This window comes from Klebsiella sp. HMSC09D12 (assembly GCF_001808475.1).
Classification (GTDB): domain Bacteria; phylum Pseudomonadota; class Gammaproteobacteria; order Enterobacterales; family Enterobacteriaceae; genus Klebsiella; species Klebsiella oxytoca.
Genome location: NZ_KV793408.1, coordinates 41,568 through 65,259 on the forward strand (window position 1 = coordinate 41,568; position 23,692 = coordinate 65,259).

The window sequence follows — 23,692 nt, forward strand, 5'->3', positions numbered from 1 at the left end:
CACTCAGGATTTAACTGCTTGCGATTATTTGCCCAACTTAGCTGGTATTTCCGCCGGGAGTGGCGCCGTTACCTCGGCGCTATTGCTCTGCTGATTATTATTGCCATCCTGCAACTGGTGCCGCCGAAAGTGGTGGGCATCGTGGTTGACGGCGTAACAAAACAACATTACACCGCGGAAAAGGTGTGGATGTGGATTGGCCTGCTGGTCGTTATTGCGGTGATGGTCTATCTGTTGCGCTATGTCTGGCGCGTGCTGTTGTTCGGCGCATCGTATCAGCTGGCCGTCGAGCTACGTGAGGATTTCTATCGCCAGCTCAGCCGCCAGCATCCGGCCTTTTACCTGCGCCACCGTACCGGCGATCTCATCGCTCGCGCAACCAACGACGTGGATCGGGTGGTGTTCGCCGCCGGTGAGGGGGTGCTGACGCTGGTGGATTCACTGGTGATGGGCTGCGCGGTGCTGATTGTGATGTCGACGCAAATCAGCTGGCAGCTCACTCTGCTGGCGCTGCTGCCGATGCCGCTGATGGCGCTGGCGATTAAGCGTAACGGCGATGCATTACACGAGCGTTTTCGCGTCGCTCAGGCGGCCTTCTCCAGCCTCAATGACCGCACCCAGGAAAGCCTGACCAGCATTCGCATGATCAAAGCTTTTGGTCTTGAAGACCGACAGTCGGCGCAGTTTGCTGCCGACGCTGCGGATACCGGGGCGAAAAATATGCGCGTGGCGCGCATTGATGCTCGCTTCGATCCGACGATTTATATCGCTATCGGGACCGCTAACTTGCTGGCCATCGGCGGCGGCAGCTGGATGGTGATCCAGGGCAGCCTGACCCTGGGTCAGCTCACCAGCTTTGTGATGTACCTCGGCCTGATGATCTGGCCAATGCTGGCTCTGGCATGGATGTTTAACATCGTGGAGCGCGGCAGCGCGGCCTACGCGCGTATTCGCACCATGCTGGAGGAGGCGCCGGTAGTGAACGACGGCAGCGAGCCGACGCCGGAAGGGCGCGGTACGCTTAGCGTCGCCGTGCGCGAGTTTATCTATCCGCAGGCGAACAAGGCCTCGCTGGAAAAAGTTAACTTTACGCTCCAGCCCGGGCAAATGCTGGGAATTTGCGGCCCAACCGGCTCCGGTAAGAGTACGATTCTGGCACTGATTCAGCGTCATTTTGACGTTACCGATGGCGATATCCGCTTTCATGACGTTCCCCTGACCCGACTGCAGCTGGATAGCTGGCGCGCCAGGCTGGCGGTAGTCAATCAGACGCCGTTCCTGTTCTCCGATACCGTCGCCAGCAATATTGCTCTCGGTAAACCGGACGCCACGCAGGAGCAAATCGAACGCGTTGCCCGGCTCGCCAGCGTGCATGAGGATATCCTGCGCCTGCCGCAGGGGTATAACACCGAAGTCGGCGAGCGCGGCGTTATGCTTTCCGGGGGGCAAAAACAGCGTATTTCCATCGCCCGCGCGCTGCTGCTGGAGGCGGAGATCCTGATCCTGGATGATGCGCTGTCGGCGGTGGATGGTCGAACGGAGCATCAGATATTGCACAACCTGCGCCAGTGGGGTGAGGGGCGGACGGTAATTATCAGCGCTCATCGCCTGTCGGCGTTGACCGAGGCCAGCGAAATTCTGGTAATGCAGCATGGGCATGTTGCCCAGCGCGGTCGTCATGAGGCGCTGGCGACGCAGCCGGGCTGGTATCGCGATATGTACCGTTATCAGCAGCTGGAAGCGGCGCTGGATGATGTTCCGCTGGAAGATGAGGAGGTCGCCGGTGCGTAGTTTTACTGAACTCTGGCCGACATTAAAGCGCCTGCTGGCCTACGGCTCTCCGTGGCGTAAACCGTTAACGATAGCGGTTGCTATCATGTGGGTCGCGGCGGTGGCGGAGGTGAGCGGCCCGCTGCTGATCAGCTACTTTATCGACAATATGGTAGCGAAGAACTCGCTGCCGTTGAAGCTGGTCTGCGGCCTGGCCGCAGCCTACATCGGCCTGCAACTCCTCGCCGCGGGTCTGCATTACTGCCAGGCGCTGCTGTTTAACCGCGCGGCGGTGGGCGTGGTGCAACAGCTTCGCAGCGACGTCATGGACGCCGCCCTGCGTCAGCCGCTCAGCGAGTTTGATACCCAGCCGGTCGGGCAGCTCATCTCGCGGGTGACCAACGATACCGAAGTGATTCGCGATCTCTATGTGACCGTCGTGGCTACCGTCCTGCGTAGCGCGGCTTTGATTGGCGCGATGCTGGTGGCGATGTTCAGCCTTGACTGGCGAATGGCGCTGGTGGCTATCGCTATTTTCCCGGCAGTACTGATCGTGATGATGATTTATCAACGCTACAGTACGCCCATCGTCAGGCGGGTTCGCGCGTGGCTGGCGGATATCAACGACGGTTTTAATGAAGTGATTAACGGAATGGGCGTTATTCAGCAGTTCCGTCAGCAGGCGCGGTTCGGCGAACGGATGCGCGAGGCCAGCTACGCGCACTATCTGGCGCGTATGCAAACTCTGCGCCTTGATGGTTTCCTGCTGCGCCCGCTGCTGAGCCTGTTCTCTTCGTTAATTCTCTGCGGTCTGTTGATGCTGTTTGGTTTCAGCAGCAGCGGAACGATTGAGGTTGGGGTTCTGTACGCTTTTATTAGCTATCTTGGACGACTAAACGAGCCGCTGATCGAACTGACGACCCAGCAATCAATGCTGCAGCAGGCGGTCGTCGCGGGCGAGCGCGTTTTCGAACTGATGGACAAACCGCGTCAGGCGTGGGGCGACGATAGCGAACCGTTGCGCAGCGGCTCGATTACTATCGAGCATCTCTCTTTTGCCTACCGCGACGATAGCCTGGTGTTGCAGGATATCAATCTCGACATACCGTCGCGCAGCTTTGTGGCGCTGGTCGGCCATACCGGGAGCGGTAAAAGCACCCTGGCCAGCCTGATGATGGGCTACTACCCGTTAACTCAGGGAGAGATTCGCATCGATGGTCGTCCGCTGTCGTCCTTAAGCCACAGCGCGCTGCGTCAGGGGATTGCGATGGTGCAGCAGGATCCGGTGGTGCTGGCTGACACCTTCTATGCCAACGTTACCCTCGGTCGCGACATCAGCGAAGAGCAGGTCTGGGAGGCGCTGGAGGCGGTACAGCTGGCGGAGCTGGCCCGTGAAATGGAAAACGGTATTTATACTCAGTTGGGCGAGCAGGGGAACAATCTCTCCGTTGGGCAGAAACAGTTGCTTGCGCTGGCGAGGGTGCTTGTCGATACGCCGCAGGTGCTGATACTTGATGAGGCGACGGCTAATATTGATTCTGGCACCGAGCAGGCGATTCAGCAGGCGCTTGTACGGGTGCGCGAGCATACGACGCTGGTGGTCATTGCGCACCGCTTATCGACTATCGTTGAGGCTGACACGATCCTGGTGCTGCATCGGGGTCAGGCCGTCGAGCGCGGCAATCATCAGCAGCTGCTGGCGGCCAAAGGCCGCTACTGGCAGATGTATCAGCTGCAGCTGGCGGGCGAAGAACTGGCCGCCAGCTCGCAGGAAGAGTCGCTTATCGCCTGATGCACCATAAACAGGCAGCTTCTGCTTTGCGGTTTCCGGTGGTGCAAAAACGTCACAGTACGCGCACTGAAATGGTGCAATTTAAGGCTAAAGCGGCGTTTTGCCGCTTCGTTTCCGCCAGATTCTTCTTTTTCCTCCTCAAAAAGGGCCGCCTGGCGGCCCTTTTTCATTTCTGGCATAGCCCTTGCTTTATTAGATTCGTGTTAGCTGCGGCCATTACCGAATTCTGACTGGAGGGGACTTATGAAGCTGGTTACCGTGGTAATCAAACCATTCAAACTGGAAGACGTGCGTGAAGCATTATCTTCAATGGGGATTCAGGGCCTGACGGTCACTGAGGTTAAAGGGTTCGGCCGTCAGAAAGGCCACGCGGAGCTCTATCGCGGCGCCGAATATAGCGTCAATTTTCTGCCGAAAGTGAAGATTGACGTCGCGATTGCCGACGATCAGCTGGATGAAGTCGTCGATGTCATCAGTAAAGCGGCTTACACCGGAAAGATTGGCGACGGCAAAATTTTTGTCGCCGAGCTGCAGCGCGTCATTCGCATCCGTACCGGCGAATCTGACGAAGCGGCACTGTAACTTTCAGACCACACAGTGATGGGGAACGAAACAATGAAGATAGCAACAATGAAGACAGGTCTGGGAGCGCTGGCTCTTCTTCCGGGGCTGGCGATGGCCGCACCGGCGGTAGCGGATAAAGCCGACAACGCCTTTATGATGATTTGCACCGCGCTGGTGCTGTTTATGACCATTCCGGGCATCGCGCTGTTCTACGGCGGGCTAATCCGCGGTAAAAACGTTCTTTCCATGCTGACGCAGGTTATCGTCACCTTTGCACTGGTCTGCGTGCTGTGGGTGGTTTATGGCTACACGCTGGCTTTCGGTACCGGCGGCAGCTTCTTCGGCAACTTCGACTGGGTGCTGCTGAAGAATATTGAGCTGAAAGCGCTGATGGGCAGCTTCTATCAATACATCCACGTTGCTTTCCAGGGCTCGTTTGCCTGTATCACCGTCGGCCTGATCGTCGGCGCGCTGGCGGAACGTATTCGTTTCTCTGCGGTACTGATTTTTGTTGTGGTGTGGATGACGCTTTCTTATATCCCGATCGCCCATATGGTATGGGGCGGTGGTCTGCTGGCTACCCACGGCGCGCTTGATTTCGCCGGCGGAACGGTTGTACACATTAACGCCGCGGTTGCCGGGCTGGTGGGCGCTTATATGATGGGTAAACGCGTGGGCTTTGGTAAAGAAGCGTTCAAACCGCATAATCTGCCGATGGTATTCACCGGCACCGCTATCCTCTACGTTGGCTGGTTTGGCTTTAACGCGGGTTCAGCCAGCGCGGCGAACGAAATTGCCGGTCTGGCTTTCGTTAACACCGTGGTTGCCACAGCGGCGGCTATCCTGGCGTGGACCTTCGGCGAGTGGGCAACCCGCGGCAAGCCGTCGCTGCTGGGCGCCTGTTCAGGGGCGATTGCCGGTCTGGTCGGCATCACTCCGGCCTGTGGTTACATCGGCGTCGGCGGGTCTCTGATCGTGGGAATTGCCGCGGGTCTGGCGGGTCTGTGGGGTGTCACCGTACTGAAGCGCTGGCTGCGCGTTGATGACCCGTGCGATGTGTTTGGCGTCCACGGTGTCTGCGGTATCGTCGGATGCATCCTGACCGGTATCTTCGCCGCGACTTCTCTGGGCGGCGTCGGTTATGCGGAAGGCGTGACCATGGGCCACCAGGTTCTGGTACAGCTGGAAAGTATCGGTATCACCATCGTCTGGTCCGGCGTGGTCGCCTTTATTGGTTACAAAGTCGCCGATATGACCGTTGGCCTGCGCGTACCGGAAGATCAAGAGCGTGAAGGTCTGGACGTCAACAGCCACGGCGAAAACGCCTACAACGCCTGATTCATCGTTACCTTGTTAATCGTAAAAGCGGAGCCAGGCTCCGCTTTTTGCATGGTTAGCTAATCGATTGGATCCAGGGCAATAGCGTTGAGACCCAAAGCCAGGAGAGGGGCATGACGATGATCAGACCTGGCAGTAAATTGGCGACCGGGAATGATTTAATACCGCAAATTCTCAAACCCGTCACAAACATAATAAATCCGCCTAACCCGGAGAAATCAGCAACCATATCAGGCGTTAGCATTGGCATTATTGATTGCCCGATAAAGAGCAGAATCATTTGGACGATAAATTGCGGGATCGCGATAGTGGCGACCGAAAGACCAAGCAGGGTGGCAAAAATACCGGCGGTCAGGATATCGAGAAATGATTTAGTTAACAGTATCGATATGTCGCCGGTTATTCCTTCCTGCATAGCGCCAAAGATGCCCGTTCCCGAAGCCACGAAGAGCACCAGAATTCCAACGAATTTGTCGAGATACTCCTCTTGCGATAACGTGCTGCCGCTTTTCTGCGGGGCAATTTTATCAATGATAAAACGTAGTTTTGATGCGCCACGGCCAATGTTTTTCTCGATAGAAAATATTTCACCGATAATTGCGCCGAAGAGTAACGAGGCGACAACAACGGGTAGCGCATATAATTTGATAATAACCGTAATCCCCATTCCCATGGAGGCTGCGCCAAAAGTCAGAGGCAGCGCGGTACGGAATTTATCACTTAATCGATCCCCAATTAAGCCGCCGACGATCCCGCCGATAAGCGTTGAAGTAGAGTTAATGATTGGCCCTATCATTGTTTTTCCTTGTTAGTATTTGCGAAATATCGCTTGCTGTTGTCGGACCGCAAACGCACTCACTTTCCGGCAGGTTTTGCGGATTGCGAACCTGCCAAAAGTGAGCGACTATTTTTTGAAGCCGGGAATAAAGCGATTGACATCCACTTCAAGGAATTTGCTGCGCTGAAAATTCTCTTTCAGGTTCCAGGGAACGGTACAGTCAAAAATTGTTTTACAGGCGATTCCGTGGCCGAGTATTGACGGGCTGAATGCTGGGTCGGATGAAGGATCGAGCGGGTGACAGCGTACTCCGGGAATAAAAATAGTACTGACATCCCCCTGGTAACGCGTTGTCATTGCCCACATCACATCGTTAATATCAAATACATCAACATCCTCATCAACCAACATGACATGCTTCAATTCTGAGAAAGCTGAAAATGCGAGAAGTGCGGCTTGACGCTGCCTGCCCTCATCTGCTGGTCCGCGTTTTTTTACCTGTAAAACGGCGAGATACTTGCCCGTGCCCGGCGAGGGGCAATGAACGTTCTGCACGAAGCCGGGCAGTGCCTTTTCAACCATTTGTAAAATACTGGCTTCCGTTGGGATACCGGCCAGATTGGTGTGCTCATCGCTTGGCCCGATGCAGGTTTGCAGGATTGGATGACGGCGATGAGTAATGGCTTTGACTTTGATGACCGGCACCTGCGCCTGGGCGCTGCCGGTATAGCCAGGAAACTCTGGCATGGCTTTACCTGTATCAGTGTTCTGATCTTCACGGACCCTCACGTCAGGCAAGAGCTCGCCTTCGATGACGACTTCGGCATTAGCGATAGCCAGCGCATTCACGCTGACACAATCGGTGAGTTCTACCGCCTGGTTGCGCAAGCTACCGGCAATTGATAGCTCGTCAAAACCTAAAGGCGTTGTCGGGGGCTCGAAGCAGGCTCCGATTTCAATTGCCGGATCGACGCCAATACTAATGGAGATAGGCAGGGCTTTTCCGGCGGCTTCCGCTTTCTGGCGAAAAGTATCAAGGTGGCGTCCCGGAACGAAATACATTGAGATTTCATCTTTGCTCTGGACGCACAAGCGATGGATCGTGACGTCGTGCTCGCCAGTTTCTGGATCGGCGGCGTAGCACATGCCCAGCGTAAAGTACGGGCCAGCATCTTCCGGGGTATTGGTTGGCGCGGGCAAGATTTTCAGGATATCAAAGTCAGGATCGGTCGCCAGGTGGATAACTTCCTGACATACGGCCTGGTCGCGTGGAATAACAATCGGCGCAATAGGATTGGCGACGGAATCTTTAAGCATAAAAGCCAGGTTTTCAGGCGTGGTGCCAAAAAGGCGGGCGACGCGCTTGCGCGAGCAAAGCAAGCCGATCAAGACTTTGACATCATCGTATCCTTTGACTTTGTTAAAAATCATGGCCGGGCCAACTCGTGTGGGGCGCTGAACGGTGCCATGTGCGCCGACGTAGCGATATACGCCAGATAATTCTGCGATTGGATCAACGGGTTCATCGGTATAGATCAGTTCATCATCGTAGTGGCTTAATACAGCCAATGCGGAACGCAGATCGGTCACTTTTTGCTGTTCCTTAACCATTAAATTCTCCTTTAAGTATTACTAAACGATGATAGCGGCGGCTATATAGCGCCGTCCCTGATTTTTAATCATCGTGACAGGTTTAATTTTCGATAAATAGAAATAAGAGTCCAATAACATTACCCATTGTTTTAATAAGGATCTATTATTAGTGACTTCAAGGAGGACGCTATGGATTATCGGCAACTACATGCCTTTGTGGTTCTGGCTGAAGAGCTGCATTTTGGGCAGGCGGCGTTGAGGCTGAACGTGACGCAGCCTGCGCTCACGCAGCAGATTAAAAACTTTGAGAACGCGCTCGGCATAATGCTGTTTGTTCGCGATCGGCGGCATGTTTCACTGACCGCGGAGGGACTATTTTTGCTTGACGAAGCGCGGATTATTCTGGGCCACTGCGACAGGTTTCTTGAAAGTGTAAACAGTTTGCGTCGCGGGCATCAAGGACAGTTAAAAGTGGGTTATGTTGGCTCATCTATTCTCGATCCGGCATTAACCTTGTTAATAAAAAATTACCGATATAAGAAACCCGAGACCGATCTGATAATTGAAGAACATAACGCACATGATTTATTAACATTATTATTGGATAAACGGTTGGATATTGCTTTTGTTCGCTCACCGATACCGCAATATGAACAGCTGGAATATATGAATATCGCTACTCGTTCACTTATTGCCGTCTTGCCGCGTAATCATGAACTGGGCAATCGCCGAAAAATTTCTCTGGCATCGCTGCGCGAAGAGCAATTTTTTGTGCAAAAGGATCCCTACGGCGTAGGGTTAGGCTGGTCGGCGGTTAGCGCCTGCCGGGAGGCCGGGTTCACTCCTCAGAAAATTCAGTATACGCGTGATGTATCGGTAGCTATCGGTTTAGTGTCAATGGGCATGGGCGTTGCGCTGGTGCCTGAAACGCAGAGCTCTGTACTCATGTCGGACGTAAGCTACTGTCTGCTGGAAGAAGCGTATGCAACGACCACCTTAACCTTGTGCTGGCGGCGGCATACTCAAAATAACCTTTTACGCGGTTTTATAAACTATACCCGGGACCTTACCGGCCGCCAGCAGCACCAGTCAGCGCAATGTGCGGCGGGCCAGTAAGCTGGCGGTTTACGCTAAGCCTGGCGCTTACCGGCGTAAGCGCCTATTTTGCAGGGAAAAGGCTTCGGTTACGCATGACGCCTTCCTGTACTGTCGACGCTACCAGCGTACCGTCCTGCGTATAGAACTCGCCGCGGACAAAACCGCGCGCGCTGGAGGCGGAGGTGCTTTCTACGCTGTAAAGCAACCAGTCGTTGATGTTGAACGGGCGATGGAACCACATTGAGTGATCGATGGTGGCCACCTGCATTCCCGGTTCCAGAAAACCGACGCCGTGCGGCTGCAGCGCAACGGGAAGGAAATTGAAGTCAGAAGCGTAGCCCAGCAGAGACTGATGGATGCGCAGATCTTCCGGTACAGCGCCGTTGGCGCGGATCCAGACCTGACGCGTCGGTTCTGCAACGTGACCTTTCAGCGGGTTGTGGAATTCAACCGGGCGAATCTCCAGCGGCTTATCGCAAAGAAATTTCTCTTTGACCTGCGGCGGCAGCAGATGGGCCAGCTTGCGGGCAATGTCCGTTTCAGAGGGCAGCGCATCCGGCGCGGGGGCTGCTGGCATGGTTTTCTGATGTTCGTAGCCGGGTTCTGGCGCCTGAAATGAGGCGGTCATGTAGAAAATCGGCTTCCCGTTCTGAATCGCCGCCACCCGGCGGGCGCTGAAGCTATTGCCGTCACGCAGGACTTCAACATCATAGATGATGGGTTTCTGGCTGTCGCCGGGACGCAGGAAGTAGCTGTGAAACGAATGGATCAGGCGTTCTGCGGGGACGGTCTCCTTTGCCGCATATAGTGCCTGACCGACCACCTGGCCGCCAAAGACCTGACGTAATCCCAGATCCTCGCTCTGCCCGCGGAACAATCCCTCTTCGATTTTTTCCAGATTTAACAATGCCAGCAGATTGTTTAATGCCTGACTCATAATTACCCTCAATCAATGATGACTGCCTTGCGCAGCGCGTTATTGAGGCAAAGTATAACCTGGAATCGTAAGTGGTCCGATGGGTGCAATAAACTGAATAGGGACGTTTTTTCCGACGTAAATCTCCCAGGCTGCGGGATTGTTAGTTATGGATGGTTGCAACTATTCATCGCCTGTTGGTTTCAGAACCCCGCGCGAGCTTTCGTGGCGGCCAACCCGTAAACGGGGAAGAGGCGCCATCTTCACTCTTGTGAGCCGAGGCTACGCGCCAGACGAGATGATTCATTTGCTTTTAGCTGCTTCCGGCGGATGGTAATAACCCCTGTTTCGGCCGACAGAGGATCCCCAGAAAGCGGCATTATGCTCACCGTATCACTTTTGCTGCCGGGACGTTGCAGGCAGTAATAATCTGAATATGGCGCTTTTCCGGGCGAAAATTGAGAACTGTGCCACACTTATTCATGGTGAAAATGTTTCGCCGCATTGCATTGCGGTCGAACATGCTCAAAGGGATGAAAGGAGAAAAGAATGAAATTTGCCTATATGTTAAGTGCTATAGCCGTAGCGGCTACGTTGTCTGCCTGTGCGAATAATCACAACAGCAATGCAGCGAACCAGGCGGCGCCCGATCCTTATGGCATTGCTTCACTAAGCTCCTCGCAGCAGCAGCCTAACGTATCCGGGACTATCAATATTCGCCAGCGCGTGGCGTTACCGCCGGACGCAGTATTGACCCTAACTCTGTCGGATGCGTCGCTGGCCGATGCGCCGGCGCATGTGCTGGCGCAAAAAGCGGTCAGGACCGAAGGGAAGCAGGCGCCGTTTAATTTTGTTCTGCCCTATAACCAGGCGCAAATCCAGCCTAATGCCCGCATTCTTCTCAGCGCGGCGATTACCGTTAACGGTCAGCTGATGTTCATTACCGATACCGTACAGACGGTGATTAACCAGGGCGGCAACCGTGCCGATCTGGTGCTGGTGCCGGTCCAACAAACGGCGGTACCGGTGGCGAACAACAACGTTCCGCCCGTGCAGTAACTCCACATCATGCCCCTTCCCAGGGGCATTTTTTTGTCTTCAATAAATCCAGCGGTAGTGCTGTAGATCAATATGCCCACTGCCTGACACCTGGACTCCCTCCGCTAATAGCGCCTGGCGTTGACGCTGCAGGTCCGGCCCGGTGAGAGAGATATCGCCGTGACGGTTGACCACCCTATGCCAGGGGAGAGTGGAACCTTCCGGCAGACGTTTTAATACCCCACCAACCTGACGCGCCGCGCGCGGTGAACCCGCCAGCTGAGCAACGTCGCCGTAGGTCGCCACGCATCCTTCTGGTATTGAGGCGACAATTTGCCAGACGCGCTGCGGAAAAGTATCGTGAGAATCCATGGAAGGTCCTGTTGCCGGTAAAAGTTCAGAATAAGCGTTACATCATGGGCTGTACAGCGGGTGGATTAAGCCGGGTTTACTACGGTGAATTCCAGCGTCAGACCCAGCACCTGCATACCATGAACATTTTCATGCGGCGTATGGTTAGCAGGGCTTCAAGAAACTTCGGGCGTTCAGACTGGGCGTTAATCATCAGTTTGGCGCGCATGGCCGGGAGCTTAAGGGGTGATATCGGATACACCACGAGACCGCTGGCTTCGATGGGAAGTTTACGTAATTCAGCGTGCTGAAGGACGCCAACGGTTGAGTAGAGCAGCGCAACCGGGGGGACGGCCAGCAGCTGATTAGCGCTAATCGTGACAAAATCAATGAGCAGTCCCGGACGCAAAAAATGTAAACCGTGGAAGGGCACAGACACTTCAGGAATGGGCGGCATTGTCAGGGTGGTGATGAACGCGGTGATTCACTCATTCATATTCCGTTGAGATAGTGCCTTGATGATAAAAGGGGCGGTGAATAATCCACATTATGGCTGCCGGAAGGAGTTTTTGCTGAGAGTATGCTCGCAATCTCTTGAGGGGCGCGGGATCATTTATCGTGAAAAGCCTGTGGAGACGCGACTTTGCGCAATAAACCAGCACCCGATCGGCGGTGGCTTGCAATTCAAGGATTCAGCAGGGATAATGCGCCAGCGCGTTAGGTAACTAGCGCTCTCAATGGGGGCTCTGTTGGTTCTCCCGCAACGCTACTCTGTTTACCAGGTCAGGTCCGGAAGGAAGCAGCCAGAGCAGACGACGTGTGTGCCGGGATGTAGCTGGCAGGGCCCCCACCCATTTCAGCGTGTCCCTGGCGCGATTCGCACAAATCAGCTGCTTCATATCCCCTTCATGGTTAATATCCTTAATTAAAGTGTGAATTTATTTCGTTTCTAAAACTCCATTTTTTTATGCTAAAAATTCACTACGTCATAAATTTGAAATTTAAGTGAAATATTATTGTCATCTTAATGTCATATATCAGGTGCAGATTACTGATGGGAAACTGTTGTTAGATATAAGCCAAAAATATATCTCTGGATCAGCATGTTAAGTTCGTGTATTAGTTATATGATGATTATATTTCACGGGAAGCGTGACTATGACTACTGTGGTTCTGAACGTCAAAATTGATAGTGAGTTAAAAGAAAAGCTGCGTCAGTATGCGGAAGAAAATAACGAAAATTTAGGAACAGCTACGGAGAAACTGCTGCTGCTGGCCTTCCAGGTAGCGGAATCAGCAGACGAGGCGGGGGTTTCGGAAGAAGATATTGATAGCCAGCACACCGAAGAGGAAGCATCTCCATTAACCCCTAAAGAAATCAAAGCATTACGTAAACTCCTGAAGAAGAAAAAATGAAACAACAACTCTCTACAGCCAGCAACTATAGCGAAGCGTGCGCCATGCTGCGTTCCGGCTATGTGAAGCATGTACGCCTGAACTGGAATATCGGTAGTGATGAGTTCTTTCGCATTGCCTCCGACTGGTGTGATACGGGCGCAAAAATTAAAAAAGATGAAGACGGTTTTATTATTTCCCTTAAAGGTTTTCCGATTCCGCGACAGCATTAATGAAAATATTTCATTTTTGTCATCGGACTGACACGACACGAAGACAAACTTGAAGCGCAATTTTATAAAAACATCTCATATGCATCACGGATGATGGCTTTTGACGGGCTGGCTCCAGCCCGTCGATATTTTATTAAATAATTTTCCGTGGGCGGAAGCTCTCTTTCTGCTCCGTAAGACTATGCCATAACGGCTGCAATATATTAAAAGCGTGACGTAGTTCATCATCCGCAAGCGTAAACGGTAAGCGTAAATAGCGGTCAAAGGCGCCCGCCAGGCCAAATCGCGTTCCTGTTCCGATGTGAATTCCCCGGCTTTCCGCGCGAACGGAAAACAGCGTTGCCAGCATCCCGGGTAACTCAACCCAAAAAGAGAGTCCTCCTTCCGGCGGCGTGAAGCGCCAGTGGGGAAAATACTCCGCCATCAGCGCGCCGCACATATCCCGACGGGTTGCCAGCATGGCGCGCCGCGACGGCAACAGCATTTTCTCATTCTCCAGCAGCCAACAGCAGGCCAGCTGCTCCAGCAGCGGGGAGCCGAGATCGAGGGAGTCCCGCGCCTGAACCAGAGATGCAATGGTGCGCGAGGATGCGCGGATCCAACCTATGCGCAAACCGCCCCAGAAGCTTTTTCCCGCAGAGCCGATGGTTATCACCGGAGCATCAGGATTATACGATGCTAAAGGCGGCGGCGGCGGGGCGTCGTACCATAGGTCGACCATCGTTTCATCTACTACCAGCGTGGTGCGGGTTTGCGCGGCGATCTCTGCTACCCGCTGGCGCGTGGGGCTATCCATACAGCGACCGGTAGGGTTATGAAAGTCCGGCATCAGCCATGCCAGCCGCGGCGCCGTTTGGGCAATTGTCGCCGCTAAACCGTCGCAGTCCCATCCCTGCTGCGGTAACGCCACGCTGACCGGGCGGCATGATGCTCCCTGAATCGCGCTAATCGCCATAGGATAAGTCGGCGCATCCACCACCACCCGATCGCCGGGCCCGGTAAATAAGCGCAAAACCAATGCCAGGCCGCTAAGTGCCCCGTTAACAATCATTACTTCATCGCTTCGGGTTGGCAGGCCGCGTTCGCTATAGCGGTGGGCGATCGCTTCACGCAGAAGCGGCAGACCCTGCTGATCGTAACCGGTATTGGCTAAGTGCTGCGGCATGATTTTCAGGGCCTGGCTGAAAGCCTGATGAATTTCAGGCCCGGCGCTGAGCGCGGCGACGGCCAGATTGACCGACGGCGAGTCCGGTTTATTGGTCTTGATCTCCACCGTCCGCTCCGGCAAAGCGATCCGCGAACCGCTTCCCTGACGGCTGTAGAGATAGCCTTCTTCCCGTAGCTGTCCAAGCGCGCTGGCAACCGTAGTACGGCTGATATTCAGCGCCGCCGCCAGCTCCCGTTCGCCGGGCAAACGGGTTTCCAGCGCAAGGCGGCCATCGAGAATCAGCAGGCGCAGCGCTTCCGCCAGCTGACGCCAGAGCGGCATGCGGGAACCGGATTCCTGCCAGTGACCGAGCAGGCGCACCAGCGATTGTGAACCAAAGCGACGAGATGACATAGCAATCCACTTTTTTAAAACTGGCCATTAATTATCAATCCATTTTTACTGATGATGAGGGGAATCGCAATTGTCCTGAGGTGGAAAATGGTACGTCGCTTGCTGCAACTTTATATTGGTCTGGTCCTGTACGGCGTGTCGACCGCGCTGTTTGTTCATGCCAATCTGGGGGCCGATCCGTGGGATGTTTTTCATCTGGGGATCGGCAAACAGTTCAATCTTGATTTCGGAACGGTGATGATTCTGACGGGCGCGGCGGTGCTGCTGCTGTGGATCCCGCTACGACAAATGCCGGGGCTGGGCACGGTAAGCAATGTGATTGTGCTGGGCCTGGCGGCAAACGCCACTCTGGCTATCCTGCCGCCGTTAGAATCGCTGGTGGCGCGTAGCCTGCTGTTGGCTGGGGCTATCGTACTGAATGCGCTGGCGACGGGAATGTATATTGGCGCAGGTTTCGGCCCCGGTCCGCGCGATGGGCTGATGACCGGACTGCATGCACGTACCGGATGGTCGCTGCGCGGCATTCGCACGGCGATTGAACTTTCCGTTCTGCTGATTGGCTGGATGATGGGCGGCAAATTTGGCGTGGGAACCGTACTCTATGCGATAACCATTGGGCCGTTGATTCAGCTCTGCCTGCCGTGGTTTCATCAGTCGGCTGCACGTAAGGCGCTGGCGAAACCGGGCGAGGCCATCTCCTGATATTAAGCTGCTATCCGCGCTGGAGACTAAACTTATCACTGCAGATACGGCCGGATTGTCCGGCGGTACTGTTCACTTCGGAGAGCATACTCATGAAGTACGTTGATGGTTTTGTTGTTGCCGTACCGGCGGAAAATAAGGAGGTATACCGCGCGATGGCGGCAAAGGCGCTGCCGCTATTTAAAGAGTTTGGCGCCCTACGCGTTGTCGAGTGCTGGGCGGATGATGTCCCGGATGGCAAGCTGACCGATTTTCGTCTGGCGGTAAAAGCTGAAGATAATGAAGAGGTGGTATTCAGCTGGATTGAATACCCCTCTAAAGAGGCGCGCGATGCCGCCAACGCTAAAATGATGGCTGACCCGCGGATGAAAGAGTTTGGCGAAAATATGCCATTTGATGGAAAACGAATGATATACGGCGGGTTTTCCCCGCTCCTCGATGAGTAATTCATCTTTGCCATCCCCATAGTCGGTGGGGATGGCGATAGAAGCCCTACAGATTACGCCAGCCGTGCAGCAGCATATAGCAACCCACCACAATAATCAGCGCACCGGAAATCCACGGCGCTTTCCGTGAGAGATCGTTTAGTCCCGGCCAGCGGTTGGCGACGTGCTTCAGGCTCAGGGCGGCAATTGCGCCTGAAGCCACTAAGGTGAGCGCCAGCCCAACGCTAAAACTCATCACCAGCGTGGCTCCCAGCGAAACCTTTTTCAACTGGAGGCAAATAAGCAATACGGTAATTGACGCCGGGCAGGGGATTAGCCCGCCCGTCAGCCCAAACAAAACGATCTGTCCGGTGGTGACCCGCTGTCCGTTAAAGCGGCGGTTGATCTCCTCCGCATGCGCGCGCTGATGGGCGTCCTGCCACTCTGCGGTGGCCACCAGCGGATGCGCGTGAGGATGGTGTTGATGCGGATGATGGTGTGCATGATGGTGGTCGTGGTCGTGGTCGTGGTCGTGGTCGTGGTTATGGTTATGGTTATGGTTATGGTTATGGTTATGATCACGATCGCGTTGGTGTGTACGAGATTCGAGCCAGGTACGCCGCAGCATCCAGCAGGCAATCAGCACAATAAGGATCCCTGAGATCAGCTGAAACCAGGGTTCTGACGTTTGCGCATCCCAACCGCGGCCAAACCACAGGCCTGCCATCGCTACCAGCCAGACCACGGCCGTATGCGATACCGTCGCCGCTAGCCCCAGTAGTACAGCCTGCTTCAACGTTCCGCGCACTGCCACAATAAATGCCGCCATCATGGTTTTCGAGTGTCCGGGCTCCAGACCGTGCAGCGCGCCGAGCAGGATCGCGCTGGGAATGAATAGCCAGGCATTCCCCTGTTGCAGCAGTGAAGTGAAATCGTTCATAACGTGGTCCCTTGCCAAAAGTGATCTCATGCTACTCCCCCCTAGTATATAAATACTACCCCCTGGTAGAAAAATACTCCCGGGGAGTAGAGCATGGTATGCTGGCCTTGTTACATACGGGGGTCGTTAATGGAAACGATCGAGTCATCAAAGAGTGGAGCGCGTAATGTCACATACTGTTCGTCACAAGAAGATGTTATTGACCCGACTGAAGAAAATTCAAGGGCAGAGCGCTGCGCTGGAAAAAATGCTCAACCGCGAACATGAATGCGCAGAGGTTCTCCAGCAGCTGGCCGCCATTCGCGGTGCGGTAAACGGCATGATGATGCAGGTTATTCAGGGGCATTTAACGGATCATGTCGTCAAAGAGCCGGAAGAAGGCCAGCGTGAAGCTGACCTTGAAGTGGTCATGCAGGTGATTAAATCTTATCTGAAATAGGCTCAGTAGGTATTTTTCGCAGGCGGCGTTGAATACGCTTTCAGGTTGTTTTCAGCCCACAGGATAAATTTCTCCTTTGGCAGCGCTTTGCTATAAAGCCAACCCTGGGCGTACTGCACGCCGTGAACGCGCAGCCAGTCGCGCTGGCTTTCGGTTTCGACGCCTTCGGCGACGGTCGCCAGATTAAGCGCTTTCGCCATGTCAATAATATGCGGCGTCAGCGGTTTGTACTCCAGCGTATCGACAAACGATTTATCGATTTTCAGAGTGTCGACGTCCAGTTTTTGTAAATAGCTCAGGCTGGAGTAGCCGGTGCCGAAGTCATCAATAGATATACGGTGTCCGGCCTGACGATAGCCGGCGATGACGGGCAGAGTGGTTTGCGGGTCAACGAAGCCGCGCTCGGTAATTTCAAGGATGATCTGCTGAGCGCTGATACCCCAGTGCTGGAGCTGCTCCTGCAGGAGTATCGGCAGCGTTGGCGAACGCAAATCATCGACAGATAAATTGATCGAAATATGCACTTCCGGGCGCTGGCGCAGCCAGGTTCCGAGATCGGCGAAAATTTTCCGCACGATATCTTCGGTTAACCGGGTTATCAGCCGGGTCTGTTCGGCAAGCGGGATAAAAATATCCGGCGATAAATAACTACCGTCAGGCTGCCTCCAGCGGGCAAGTGCTTCCGCGCCGGCGATTTTGCCAGTCTGTAGCGAAATAATAGGCTGATAATAGACCTGTATAGCATTGGAGTTCAGCGCGTCCAGCATCCCGTAACGCGGAGAGCGCAGCCTTCGCAGCAGGCGAAGAAGCAGGAATGAGGCCAGAAGGCTGGTGCATAAACCAATCGGCAACCACAGCATTAGCTGTTGATGTAGTTTTTGCTGGAGCGGTAATGTTGATGACCAGGCTGCGATCGCCAGCCCTAGTTCAGGGATGCGGCGGAGGCGATAAACGGTGCTATCAAGCGTCAAGGTTTCGACATCCAGACGCTTAATGTGCTCCCAGGCGGCGGCGTCGAGCGGTTTACTGCTGATGATAATTTGATCGCGCTTCGTGCCAAACAAGAGTGTGTGAATCTCTTCCTGGCCTGACGGAATCACATCAATAAATGAAACCGGATCGATCATCACCACATGATGTTCGCTGCCCATTGCCGTCATTTTATGCTGTAGCCCGAGATCGCTAACCGAGGTGAGCCAGGTACGATAGCCGTCGGCAGTAATATGGTCGGGAGCAGGAAACGTTACTGATACCCGATGATCTTCAAGAGAAGAGCATTGCGGAATACCTCCATGTAACCACAACACTTCCTGCACGTAGCGGTGGGTGTAGGCAATCCGCCGCATATTAAGCAGATGCTGCGGACTGCAGGTCGCGGCGGTATCGGCATCCGCTTCGTTCAGCGCCTCTCTTGCCTGATCGGCTACCTGCTGAACGCGAGCCAGTACCCGAACGGAAAAGTTGTCCAGTCCGGTATAAAACTGCGCTTTGGCCTGCTGCATTGCCAACCAAATACTCAGCGCCACCGGCAAAATAATGGCCAGTATCAGTACCCCTGTAACCAGGCTCACCTGATGCCGGGTCGTCATGAGCATTTCCTAAATTTATTAAGGGGTGCGATGAGTATACGCGAAAGATAAAAAGGACGATTAGGTAAACGGGATAAAAAGGCCCGAACCGCGAGAGAGCAGCGAATTCGGGCTAACAGTGGATGATCCGCGACGCCCGAAGCTGTAAACGGCGCGGAGAAAAACGAGGGCTGGTATGCTGGCAGCCAATAAGCATCGCCAGCACAGGTTCATATTCTAAAGCGCAATCATGACAGCCAGATGTTGCGTTTAGTGGGCATCCGGCGCGGCGATGTCGGTGCTAATCCGCAGGTCGTTTTCGTCGAACACCATGCAGTAGCGATCGTCGAAGGCAACGCTGATTTTCTGCCAGGGGCGAAAGTGAACGTCGCCTGGCAGCAGAATTTTGACGTTATCGTGGCCGTAGCACTGGCCAAATAGATAGGTATTATTACCCAGTCTCTCGACCACTTCACATTGAAACTCAACCACGGTACCGATATTCACATCGGTAGAGAGATGTTCAGGACGAATACCGAGGGTGACGGCAGCGCCGGGCTGCAGCGGTGAGGTGGTGATATTGAGCGTCAGATTATGATCTTGCGCCATCTTCACGCTAAGCTGGCCCGGCTGCCATGCGGTAACCGTCGCGGGAAGGAAGTTCATTTTCGGCGAACCGATAAATCCCGCGACGAATTTATTCACCGGGTTGTAATACAGCGACATCGGCGATCCCATCTGCTCAACTTTGCCGTAGTTCATCACCACGATTTTATCGGCGAGAGTCATCGCTTCAACCTGGTCATGAGTAACATAAACCATGGTCGTTTTGAGCTCGTGATGGAGTTTGGCGATATGCAGGCGCATCTCAACGCGCAGTTCGGCATCGAGGTTAGAAAGGGGTTCATCAAACATAAACACCCGTGGATTACGTACAATAGCGCGGCCGATGGCAACGCGCTGACGTTGACCGCCGGAAAGTTGCTTAGGCTTACGATCCAGCAGATGAGAGAGCTGCAGCGTTTTCGCCACCATTTCAACCTGACGGCGAATTTCATCTTTTGGTACTTTGTTCACTTTCAGGCCATAGCCCATATTTTCCGCCACCGTCATATGCGGATAGAGTGCATAGGACTGGAATACCATAGCGACGCCGCGATGGGCAGGAACGACATCATTCATCACCTCATCGCCAATTAGCACTTCACCTTCGCTGACCTCTTCAAGACCGGCAATCATCCTCAGTAGCGTCGATTTACCGCAGCCGGACGGGCCGACGAACACCGCAAATTCACCATCTTCAATATCAAGATTTACCTGATGCAGCGTCACCGTACTGCCGAACCGTTTGGTGACATTCCTCAGTCGTATATTGGACATCAACACTCCCCGGATTGTTAGCCATTTTTGCCGTTGGGATTTGGGCTGCGATGCGGAATTTGTATAACGTGTAACAATTCAGCCGAACGATGCTCAACGACACTAAAATCATGCAGCGACTATAACTTCCACGGTTTTAGCGCCATACAACGATGTTTCATTTCTGCAATGATGATCACACAACGAGTAGCTTCCAGTAGTTTTATCAGCCTTCAAAGCGTAGCGTATAACAAATCAAACATGACGGATGTTTTGTTTATGAACTGCCGTTAATCAACTTGCTAAGAGATTTGCTGAAGTCACATTACTTAATAAAAACCATTAAATTGTTATACCTTCACATGAGGTTGATAATGAAAAAGAACACTCTTGCTGCACTGATCCTTACCACTCTGGCTGCCGGGCAGCTAACGAGCCTGCAGGCGCACGCGGCCGGGCAGCTCAACGTTTGGGAAGACATCAAAAAATCCGCTGGCATCAAAGCCGCAGTCGGTGATTTTGAAAAGCAGTTCAACGTTAAGGTGAACGTGCAGGAGATGCCGTACGCCCAACAGCTGGAAAAGCTGCGTCTTGATGGTCCGGCGGGCATCGGCCCGGATGTCCTGGTGATCCCTAATGACCAGCTAGGCGGAGCGGTTGTCCAGGGATTGCTATCTCCACTGACTCTGGATCAGGAGAAGCAGGAGGCGTTTACGCCTGCGTCAATCAGCGCTTTCCATATGGATAACGTGCTTTACGGCGTACCTAAAGCGGTGGAAACCCTGGTACTGATTTACAACAAAGATCTGATCGACCAGCCGCTGGATAGCCTGCAGGCGTGGTTCGACTATTCGAAGAAGCAGCGCGAAGAGGGGAAATACGGTCTGCTGGCGAAGTTCGACCAGATTTATTACAGCTGGGGCGCTATCGGTCCAATGGGCGGCTATATCTTTGGCAAAAACGATAAAGGGGGCTTCAACCCGCAGGATGTCGGTCTCAACAAACCCGGCGCAGTGGAAGCAGTCACTTTCCTGAAAAAATTCTATACCGATAAGGTTTTCCCGGCAGGGATCCTCGGTGACAACGGGTTGAACGCCATCGATTCCCTGTTCACCGAGAAGAAAGCGGCGGCGGTGATTAACGGCCCGTGGGCTTTCCAGCCATACGAAGCGGCAGGCATTAATTATGGCGTTGCGCCTCTGCCGACGCTGCCGGACGGCAAACCGATGAGCTCCTTCCTCGGCGTGAAAGGCTACGTGGTTTCGACGTGGAGTAAAGATAAAGCGCTGGCGCAGCAGTTTATTGAGTTTATTAACCAGCCTCAGTATGTGAAAGCACGCTATGTGGCGACCGGCGAAATCCCGCCGCTGAAGGCAATGATTGACGATCCGCTGATTAAGAATGACGAGAAGGCCAGCGCGGTGGCGGTGCAGTCAGCACGGGCGACGGCAATGCCAGGAATACCGGAAATGGGGGAGGTATGGGGCCCGGCGAACGCAGCCCTGGAGCTGAGCCTGACCGGTAAACAGGAGCCGAAGGCAGCGCTGGATAACGCCGAGAAGCAGATCAAGATGCAGATCGAAGCCATGCAGGCCAGCAATCAGTAATCAGGTGAAGTAACAGAACGGGAGGAGGCCCTCCCGTTTTCAGAAGGAGTCGTGTGTGATTATCAATCCCAGCGAAAATATTGCCGAAGCGCGTGGCGCAGGACGCCACGCGTGGTGCGGCCTGCTGCTGGCTATCGTGCCGGGTTTTGGTCAGTTTTATCACCGCCAGTGGTTGAAGGGGATTGTCTTCCTGGTGCTGCTGAGCAGTTTTATGAGCATTTTCTATGACTTTCTCAGCGAAGGCCTGTGGGGGTTATACACCTTAGGCGAAGAAGTCCCGCGGGATAACTCTATCTTCCTGCTGGCGGAAGGAATAATCAGCGTGCTGATTATCGCTTTTGGTTTGTTAGTCTATTTCCTCTCGCTGCGCGATGCCTGGATTAACGGTAAAAAGCGCGATGAGGGTATGGCGCTGAACAGCGTACGCAAGCAATATCAGATGCTGCTCAGCGACGGTTTTCCCTATTTGATGATTACGCCGGGCTTTATTCTGCTGGTGTTTGTGGTCATCTTCCCGATTCTGTTTGGCTTTGCGATCGCCTTTACTAACTACAACCTTTACCACACGCCGCCCGCGAAGCTGGTCGATTGGGTGGGGTTCAAAAACTTCATCAACATCTTCACATTATCCATCTGGCGCTCGACCTTTTTTGATGTCCTGCAGTGGACGGTGGTGTGGACGCTGCTGGCGACAACCCTGCAATGCACCGTTGGTGTGCTGCTGGCGATTCTGGTTAACCAGAAGGATTTGCGTTTCAAGCCAATGATCCGCACGATTTTTATTCTGCCGTGGGCGGTGCCGGGGTTTGTGACGATTCTGGTTTTTGCCGGGATGTTCAATGATTCATTCGGGGTCATTAACAACGCCATTTTGTCTTTCTTCGGCATCAGTCCGAAGGCCTGGCTGACCGACCCGTTCTGGACTAAGACGGCGCTGATCATGATGCAAACCTGGCTGGGCTTCCCGTTTGTTTTCGCCATGACCACCGGCGTACTGCAGGCGATTCCGGACGATCTCTATGAAGCGGCCACGATGGATGGTGCCAGCGCGTTTACCCGGCTGCGGACCATTACTCTGCCGTTGGTGCTGTACTCGATTGCGCCAATTATTATTACTCAGTACACCTTCAATTTTAATAACTTCAATATCATCTATCTGTTCAACAACGGCGGGCCTGCGGTGGCGGGGTCGAATGCCGGCGGTACGGATATTCTGGTGTCGTGGATCTACAAACTCACCATGTCGTCTTCGCAATACGCTATCGCGGCCACTATTACGATCCTGCTGTCGATTTTCGTCGTCGGCCTGGCGTTGTGGCAGTTCCGCGCCACAAAATCCTTTAAAAATGACGATATGGCGTAAGGGAAGCAACATGGCTAAATCACCGAGTATTAAACGCGAAAAGTGGATTCGCCTGTCACTCACCTGGCTGGTGGTCATCTTTGTCTCGACGATCATTATTTACCCGCTGGTCTGGACGGTAGGGGCGTCGCTGAACGCCGGGAACAGTCTGCTGAGTACGTCGATTATTCCTGAAAACCTGTCGTTCCAGCATTACGCGGATTTGTTCAACGGCAATGTGAATTATCTCACCTGGTACTGGAACTCGATGAAAATCAGCTTCATGACCATGCTTCTGACCCTAATCAGCGTGAGCTTCACCGCCTATGCGTTCTCCCGCTTTCGTTTCAAAGGGCGGCAGAACGGACTGATGCTGTTCCTGCTGTTGCAGATGATTCCGCAGTTCTCGGCGCTGATTGCGATCTTTGTCCTTTCTCAGCTGCTGGGGCTAATCAACAGTCATCTGGCGCTGGTACTGATCTACGTGGGCGGCATGATCCCGATGAATACCTGGCTCATGAAGGGGTATCTGGACGCGATCCCCAAAGATCTGGATGAATCCGCGCGGATGGATGGTGCCAGCAGCTTCCGTATCTTTTTCGAGATCATCATGCCGTTGTCGAAGCCTATTCTGGCGGTGGTGGCGCTGTTTTCATTTACCGGTCCGCTGGGGGATTTCATTCTCTCCAGCACCATATTGCGTACCCCGGATAAGTACACGCTGCCGATTGGCCTGTATAACCTGGTCGCACAGAAGATGGGCGCCAGCTACACCACCTACGCGGCGGGAGCGGTATTGATTGCCGTCCCGGTGGCGATTCTCTATCTGGCGCTACAAAAGTACTTTGTTTCCGGCCTCACCTCAGGCAGTACAAAAGGATAA

General features: G+C 53.8%; 22 protein-coding genes, 1 other RNA gene and 1 pseudogene. 15 read left to right on the plus strand and 9 right to left on the minus strand.

Going from position 1 to position 23,692, the window contains the following annotated elements:
* Positions 1-18 precede the first annotated feature (18 nt).
* The 4 genes from HMPREF3178_RS04245 to amtB all read left to right on the plus strand — a co-directional run bounded on the left by HMPREF3178_RS04245 (position 19) and on the right by amtB (position 5,464).
* Positions 19-1,791: a SmdA family multidrug ABC transporter permease/ATP-binding protein gene (locus tag HMPREF3178_RS04245; RefSeq protein WP_017146492.1), complete on the plus strand. Its 1,773-nt coding sequence runs from the start codon at positions 19-21 to the stop codon at positions 1,789-1,791.
* A complete protein-coding gene (locus HMPREF3178_RS04250; protein WP_004099570.1) occupies positions 1,784-3,562 on the plus strand; it encodes a SmdB family multidrug efflux ABC transporter permease/ATP-binding protein in 1,779 nt (592 codons plus the stop codon). The genes HMPREF3178_RS04245 and HMPREF3178_RS04250 overlap by 8 nt, the downstream gene beginning before the upstream one ends.
* A gap of 243 nt (positions 3,563-3,805) precedes the next feature.
* Positions 3,806-4,144: a P-II family nitrogen regulator gene (gene glnK, locus HMPREF3178_RS04260; protein ID WP_004099573.1), complete on the plus strand. Its 339-nt coding sequence runs from the start codon at positions 3,806-3,808 to the stop codon at positions 4,142-4,144.
* 33 nt (positions 4,145-4,177) lie between these two features.
* Positions 4,178-5,464 (plus strand): ammonium transporter AmtB, encoded by a 1,287-nt coding sequence (amtB, locus tag HMPREF3178_RS04265; protein WP_004099575.1) that lies wholly within the window; start codon positions 4,178-4,180, stop codon positions 5,462-5,464.
* A 55-nt stretch (positions 5,465-5,519) separates the two neighbouring features.
* Here amtB and HMPREF3178_RS04270 read toward each other — a convergent pair whose 3' ends face one another.
* Together HMPREF3178_RS04270 and HMPREF3178_RS04275 are read right to left on the minus strand one after the other, a co-directional pair.
* A complete protein-coding gene (locus tag HMPREF3178_RS04270) occupies positions 5,520-6,260 on the minus strand; it encodes a DUF554 domain-containing protein (protein WP_017146489.1) in 741 nt (246 codons plus the stop codon).
* A gap of 108 nt (positions 6,261-6,368) precedes the next feature.
* Positions 6,369-7,853 (minus strand): UbiD family decarboxylase, encoded by a 1,485-nt coding sequence (locus tag HMPREF3178_RS04275; RefSeq protein ID WP_004099579.1) that lies wholly within the window; start codon positions 7,851-7,853, stop codon positions 6,369-6,371.
* 171 nt (positions 7,854-8,024) lie between these two features.
* On the opposite strand from HMPREF3178_RS04275, the gene HMPREF3178_RS04280 reads away from it, so the two are divergent.
* Entirely contained in the window at positions 8,025-8,951 is a 927-nt protein-coding gene (locus HMPREF3178_RS04280) for a LysR substrate-binding domain-containing protein (RefSeq protein WP_070585028.1), read from the plus strand.
* 43 nt (positions 8,952-8,994) lie between these two features.
* Here the strand turns inward: HMPREF3178_RS04280 and tesB are convergent, their stop codons facing one another.
* A complete protein-coding gene (gene tesB, locus HMPREF3178_RS04285) occupies positions 8,995-9,870 on the minus strand; it encodes an acyl-CoA thioesterase II (RefSeq protein ID WP_017146488.1) in 876 nt (291 codons plus the stop codon).
* Positions 9,871-10,398: 528 nt separating this feature from the next.
* On the opposite strand from tesB, the gene HMPREF3178_RS04290 reads away from it, so the two are divergent.
* Positions 10,399-10,908 carry a YbaY family lipoprotein gene (locus HMPREF3178_RS04290; protein ID WP_017146487.1) on the plus strand — a complete coding sequence of 170 codons (510 nt, stop codon included), beginning with the start codon at positions 10,399-10,401 and terminating at the stop codon, positions 10,906-10,908.
* Positions 10,909-10,947: 39 nt separating this feature from the next.
* On the opposite strand, the gene HMPREF3178_RS04295 is transcribed toward HMPREF3178_RS04290, so the two are convergent.
* Both HMPREF3178_RS04295 and HMPREF3178_RS04300 read right to left on the minus strand, forming a co-directional pair.
* Entirely contained in the window at positions 10,948-11,259 is a 312-nt protein-coding gene (locus HMPREF3178_RS04295; protein WP_004099584.1) for an MGMT family protein, read from the minus strand.
* A 65-nt stretch (positions 11,260-11,324) separates the two neighbouring features.
* A pseudogene (locus tag HMPREF3178_RS04300) lies at positions 11,325-11,730 on the minus strand (dTDP-glucose pyrophosphorylase).
* Positions 11,731-11,985: 255 nt separating this feature from the next.
* Between HMPREF3178_RS04300 and ffs the strand changes: the two are divergent.
* The 3 genes from ffs to HMPREF3178_RS04315 all read left to right on the plus strand — a co-directional run bounded on the left by ffs (position 11,986) and on the right by HMPREF3178_RS04315 (position 12,866).
* An RNA gene (ffs, locus tag HMPREF3178_RS04305) (signal recognition particle sRNA small type) lies at positions 11,986-12,082 on the plus strand.
* Between the two features lie 314 nt (positions 12,083-12,396).
* A complete protein-coding gene (locus HMPREF3178_RS04310; RefSeq protein ID WP_004099591.1) occupies positions 12,397-12,654 on the plus strand; it encodes a hypothetical protein in 258 nt (85 codons plus the stop codon).
* Positions 12,651-12,866: a hypothetical protein gene (locus tag HMPREF3178_RS04315; RefSeq protein WP_004099598.1), complete on the plus strand. Its 216-nt coding sequence runs from the start codon at positions 12,651-12,653 to the stop codon at positions 12,864-12,866. Before HMPREF3178_RS04310 ends, HMPREF3178_RS04315 begins: the two co-directional genes overlap by 4 nt.
* A gap of 133 nt (positions 12,867-12,999) precedes the next feature.
* On the opposite strand, the gene HMPREF3178_RS04320 is transcribed toward HMPREF3178_RS04315, so the two are convergent.
* Positions 13,000-14,427, minus strand: coding sequence for a MocR-like transcription factor YczR (locus HMPREF3178_RS04320; RefSeq protein WP_004099599.1), 1,428 nt, complete (start codon positions 14,425-14,427; stop codon positions 13,000-13,002).
* 87 nt (positions 14,428-14,514) lie between these two features.
* On the opposite strand from HMPREF3178_RS04320, the gene HMPREF3178_RS04325 reads away from it, so the two are divergent.
* Both HMPREF3178_RS04325 and HMPREF3178_RS04330 read left to right on the plus strand, forming a co-directional pair.
* Positions 14,515-15,129 carry a membrane protein YczE gene (locus HMPREF3178_RS04325; protein ID WP_017146486.1) on the plus strand — a complete coding sequence of 205 codons (615 nt, stop codon included), beginning with the start codon at positions 14,515-14,517 and terminating at the stop codon, positions 15,127-15,129.
* 92 nt (positions 15,130-15,221) lie between these two features.
* Positions 15,222-15,575, plus strand: coding sequence for a DUF1428 domain-containing protein (locus HMPREF3178_RS04330; protein ID WP_017146485.1), 354 nt, complete (start codon positions 15,222-15,224; stop codon positions 15,573-15,575).
* Positions 15,576-15,621: 46 nt separating this feature from the next.
* Here the strand turns inward: HMPREF3178_RS04330 and HMPREF3178_RS04335 are convergent, their stop codons facing one another.
* Positions 15,622-16,494, minus strand: a complete 873-nt coding sequence (locus HMPREF3178_RS04335) for a nickel/cobalt efflux protein RcnA (protein WP_070585029.1) — start codon at positions 16,492-16,494, stop codon at positions 15,622-15,624.
* 166 nt (positions 16,495-16,660) lie between these two features.
* Between HMPREF3178_RS04335 and HMPREF3178_RS04340 the strand changes: the two genes are divergently transcribed.
* Positions 16,661-16,933, plus strand: a complete 273-nt coding sequence (locus tag HMPREF3178_RS04340; RefSeq protein ID WP_004099606.1) for a metal/formaldehyde-sensitive transcriptional repressor — start codon at positions 16,661-16,663, stop codon at positions 16,931-16,933.
* A 2-nt stretch (positions 16,934-16,935) separates the two neighbouring features.
* Here the strand turns inward: HMPREF3178_RS04340 and HMPREF3178_RS04345 are convergent, their stop codons facing one another.
* Complete coding sequence (locus HMPREF3178_RS04345) at positions 16,936-18,522, minus strand: EAL domain-containing protein (RefSeq protein ID WP_017146483.1); 1,587 nt, start codon at positions 18,520-18,522, stop codon at positions 16,936-16,938.
* Between the two features lie 249 nt (positions 18,523-18,771).
* Positions 18,772-19,881, minus strand: a complete 1,110-nt coding sequence (locus HMPREF3178_RS04350; RefSeq protein ID WP_023320456.1) for an ABC transporter ATP-binding protein — start codon at positions 19,879-19,881, stop codon at positions 18,772-18,774.
* Between the two features lie 353 nt (positions 19,882-20,234).
* Here HMPREF3178_RS04350 and HMPREF3178_RS04355 point away from each other — a divergent pair, with 353 nt between their 5' ends.
* The 3 genes from HMPREF3178_RS04355 to HMPREF3178_RS04365 are packed head-to-tail and all read left to right on the plus strand — an operon-like array spanning position 20,235 to position 23,692.
* Entirely contained in the window at positions 20,235-21,467 is a 1,233-nt protein-coding gene (locus HMPREF3178_RS04355; protein WP_004111035.1) for a maltodextrin ABC transporter substrate-binding protein, read from the plus strand.
* A gap of 55 nt (positions 21,468-21,522) precedes the next feature.
* Positions 21,523-22,830 carry a carbohydrate ABC transporter permease gene (locus tag HMPREF3178_RS04360; protein ID WP_004099614.1) on the plus strand — a complete coding sequence of 436 codons (1,308 nt, stop codon included), beginning with the start codon at positions 21,523-21,525 and terminating at the stop codon, positions 22,828-22,830.
* A 10-nt stretch (positions 22,831-22,840) separates the two neighbouring features.
* Complete coding sequence (locus HMPREF3178_RS04365; protein WP_004099616.1) at positions 22,841-23,692, plus strand: sugar ABC transporter permease; 852 nt, start codon at positions 22,841-22,843, stop codon at positions 23,690-23,692.

Bases quoted from the DNA above. Each gene is read 5' to 3' on its own strand.
- glnK (WP_004099573.1), top strand. From the start codon at position 3,806: ATGAAGCTGGTTACCGTGGTAATCAAACCATTCAAACTGGAAGACGTG.
- amtB (WP_004099575.1), top strand. From the start codon at position 4,178: ATGAAGATAGCAACAATGAAGACAGGTCTGGGAGCGCTGGCTCTTCTT.
- HMPREF3178_RS04270 (WP_017146489.1), bottom strand. From the start codon at position 6,260: ATGATAGGGCCAATCATTAACTCTACTTCAACGCTTATCGGCGGGATC.
- HMPREF3178_RS04275 (WP_004099579.1), bottom strand. From the start codon at position 7,853: ATGGTTAAGGAACAGCAAAAAGTGACCGATCTGCGTTCCGCATTGGCT.
- HMPREF3178_RS04280 (WP_070585028.1), top strand. From the start codon at position 8,025: ATGGATTATCGGCAACTACATGCCTTTGTGGTTCTGGCTGAAGAGCTG.
- tesB (WP_017146488.1), bottom strand. From the start codon at position 9,870: ATGAGTCAGGCATTAAACAATCTGCTGGCATTGTTAAATCTGGAAAAA.
- HMPREF3178_RS04290 (WP_017146487.1), top strand. From the start codon at position 10,399: ATGAAATTTGCCTATATGTTAAGTGCTATAGCCGTAGCGGCTACGTTG.
- HMPREF3178_RS04295 (WP_004099584.1), bottom strand. From the start codon at position 11,259: ATGGATTCTCACGATACTTTTCCGCAGCGCGTCTGGCAAATTGTCGCC.
- HMPREF3178_RS04310 (WP_004099591.1), top strand. From the start codon at position 12,397: ATGACTACTGTGGTTCTGAACGTCAAAATTGATAGTGAGTTAAAAGAA.
- HMPREF3178_RS04315 (WP_004099598.1), top strand. From the start codon at position 12,651: ATGAAACAACAACTCTCTACAGCCAGCAACTATAGCGAAGCGTGCGCC.
- HMPREF3178_RS04320 (WP_004099599.1), bottom strand. From the start codon at position 14,427: ATGTCATCTCGTCGCTTTGGTTCACAATCGCTGGTGCGCCTGCTCGGT.
- HMPREF3178_RS04325 (WP_017146486.1), top strand. From the start codon at position 14,515: ATGGTACGTCGCTTGCTGCAACTTTATATTGGTCTGGTCCTGTACGGC.
- HMPREF3178_RS04330 (WP_017146485.1), top strand. From the start codon at position 15,222: ATGAAGTACGTTGATGGTTTTGTTGTTGCCGTACCGGCGGAAAATAAG.
- HMPREF3178_RS04335 (WP_070585029.1), bottom strand. From the start codon at position 16,494: ATGAACGATTTCACTTCACTGCTGCAACAGGGGAATGCCTGGCTATTC.
- HMPREF3178_RS04340 (WP_004099606.1), top strand. From the start codon at position 16,661: ATGTCACATACTGTTCGTCACAAGAAGATGTTATTGACCCGACTGAAG.
- HMPREF3178_RS04345 (WP_017146483.1), bottom strand. From the start codon at position 18,522: ATGACGACCCGGCATCAGGTGAGCCTGGTTACAGGGGTACTGATACTG.
- HMPREF3178_RS04350 (WP_023320456.1), bottom strand. From the start codon at position 19,881: ATGTCCAATATACGACTGAGGAATGTCACCAAACGGTTCGGCAGTACG.
- HMPREF3178_RS04355 (WP_004111035.1), top strand. From the start codon at position 20,235: ATGAAAAAGAACACTCTTGCTGCACTGATCCTTACCACTCTGGCTGCC.
- HMPREF3178_RS04365 (WP_004099616.1), top strand. From the start codon at position 22,841: ATGGCTAAATCACCGAGTATTAAACGCGAAAAGTGGATTCGCCTGTCA.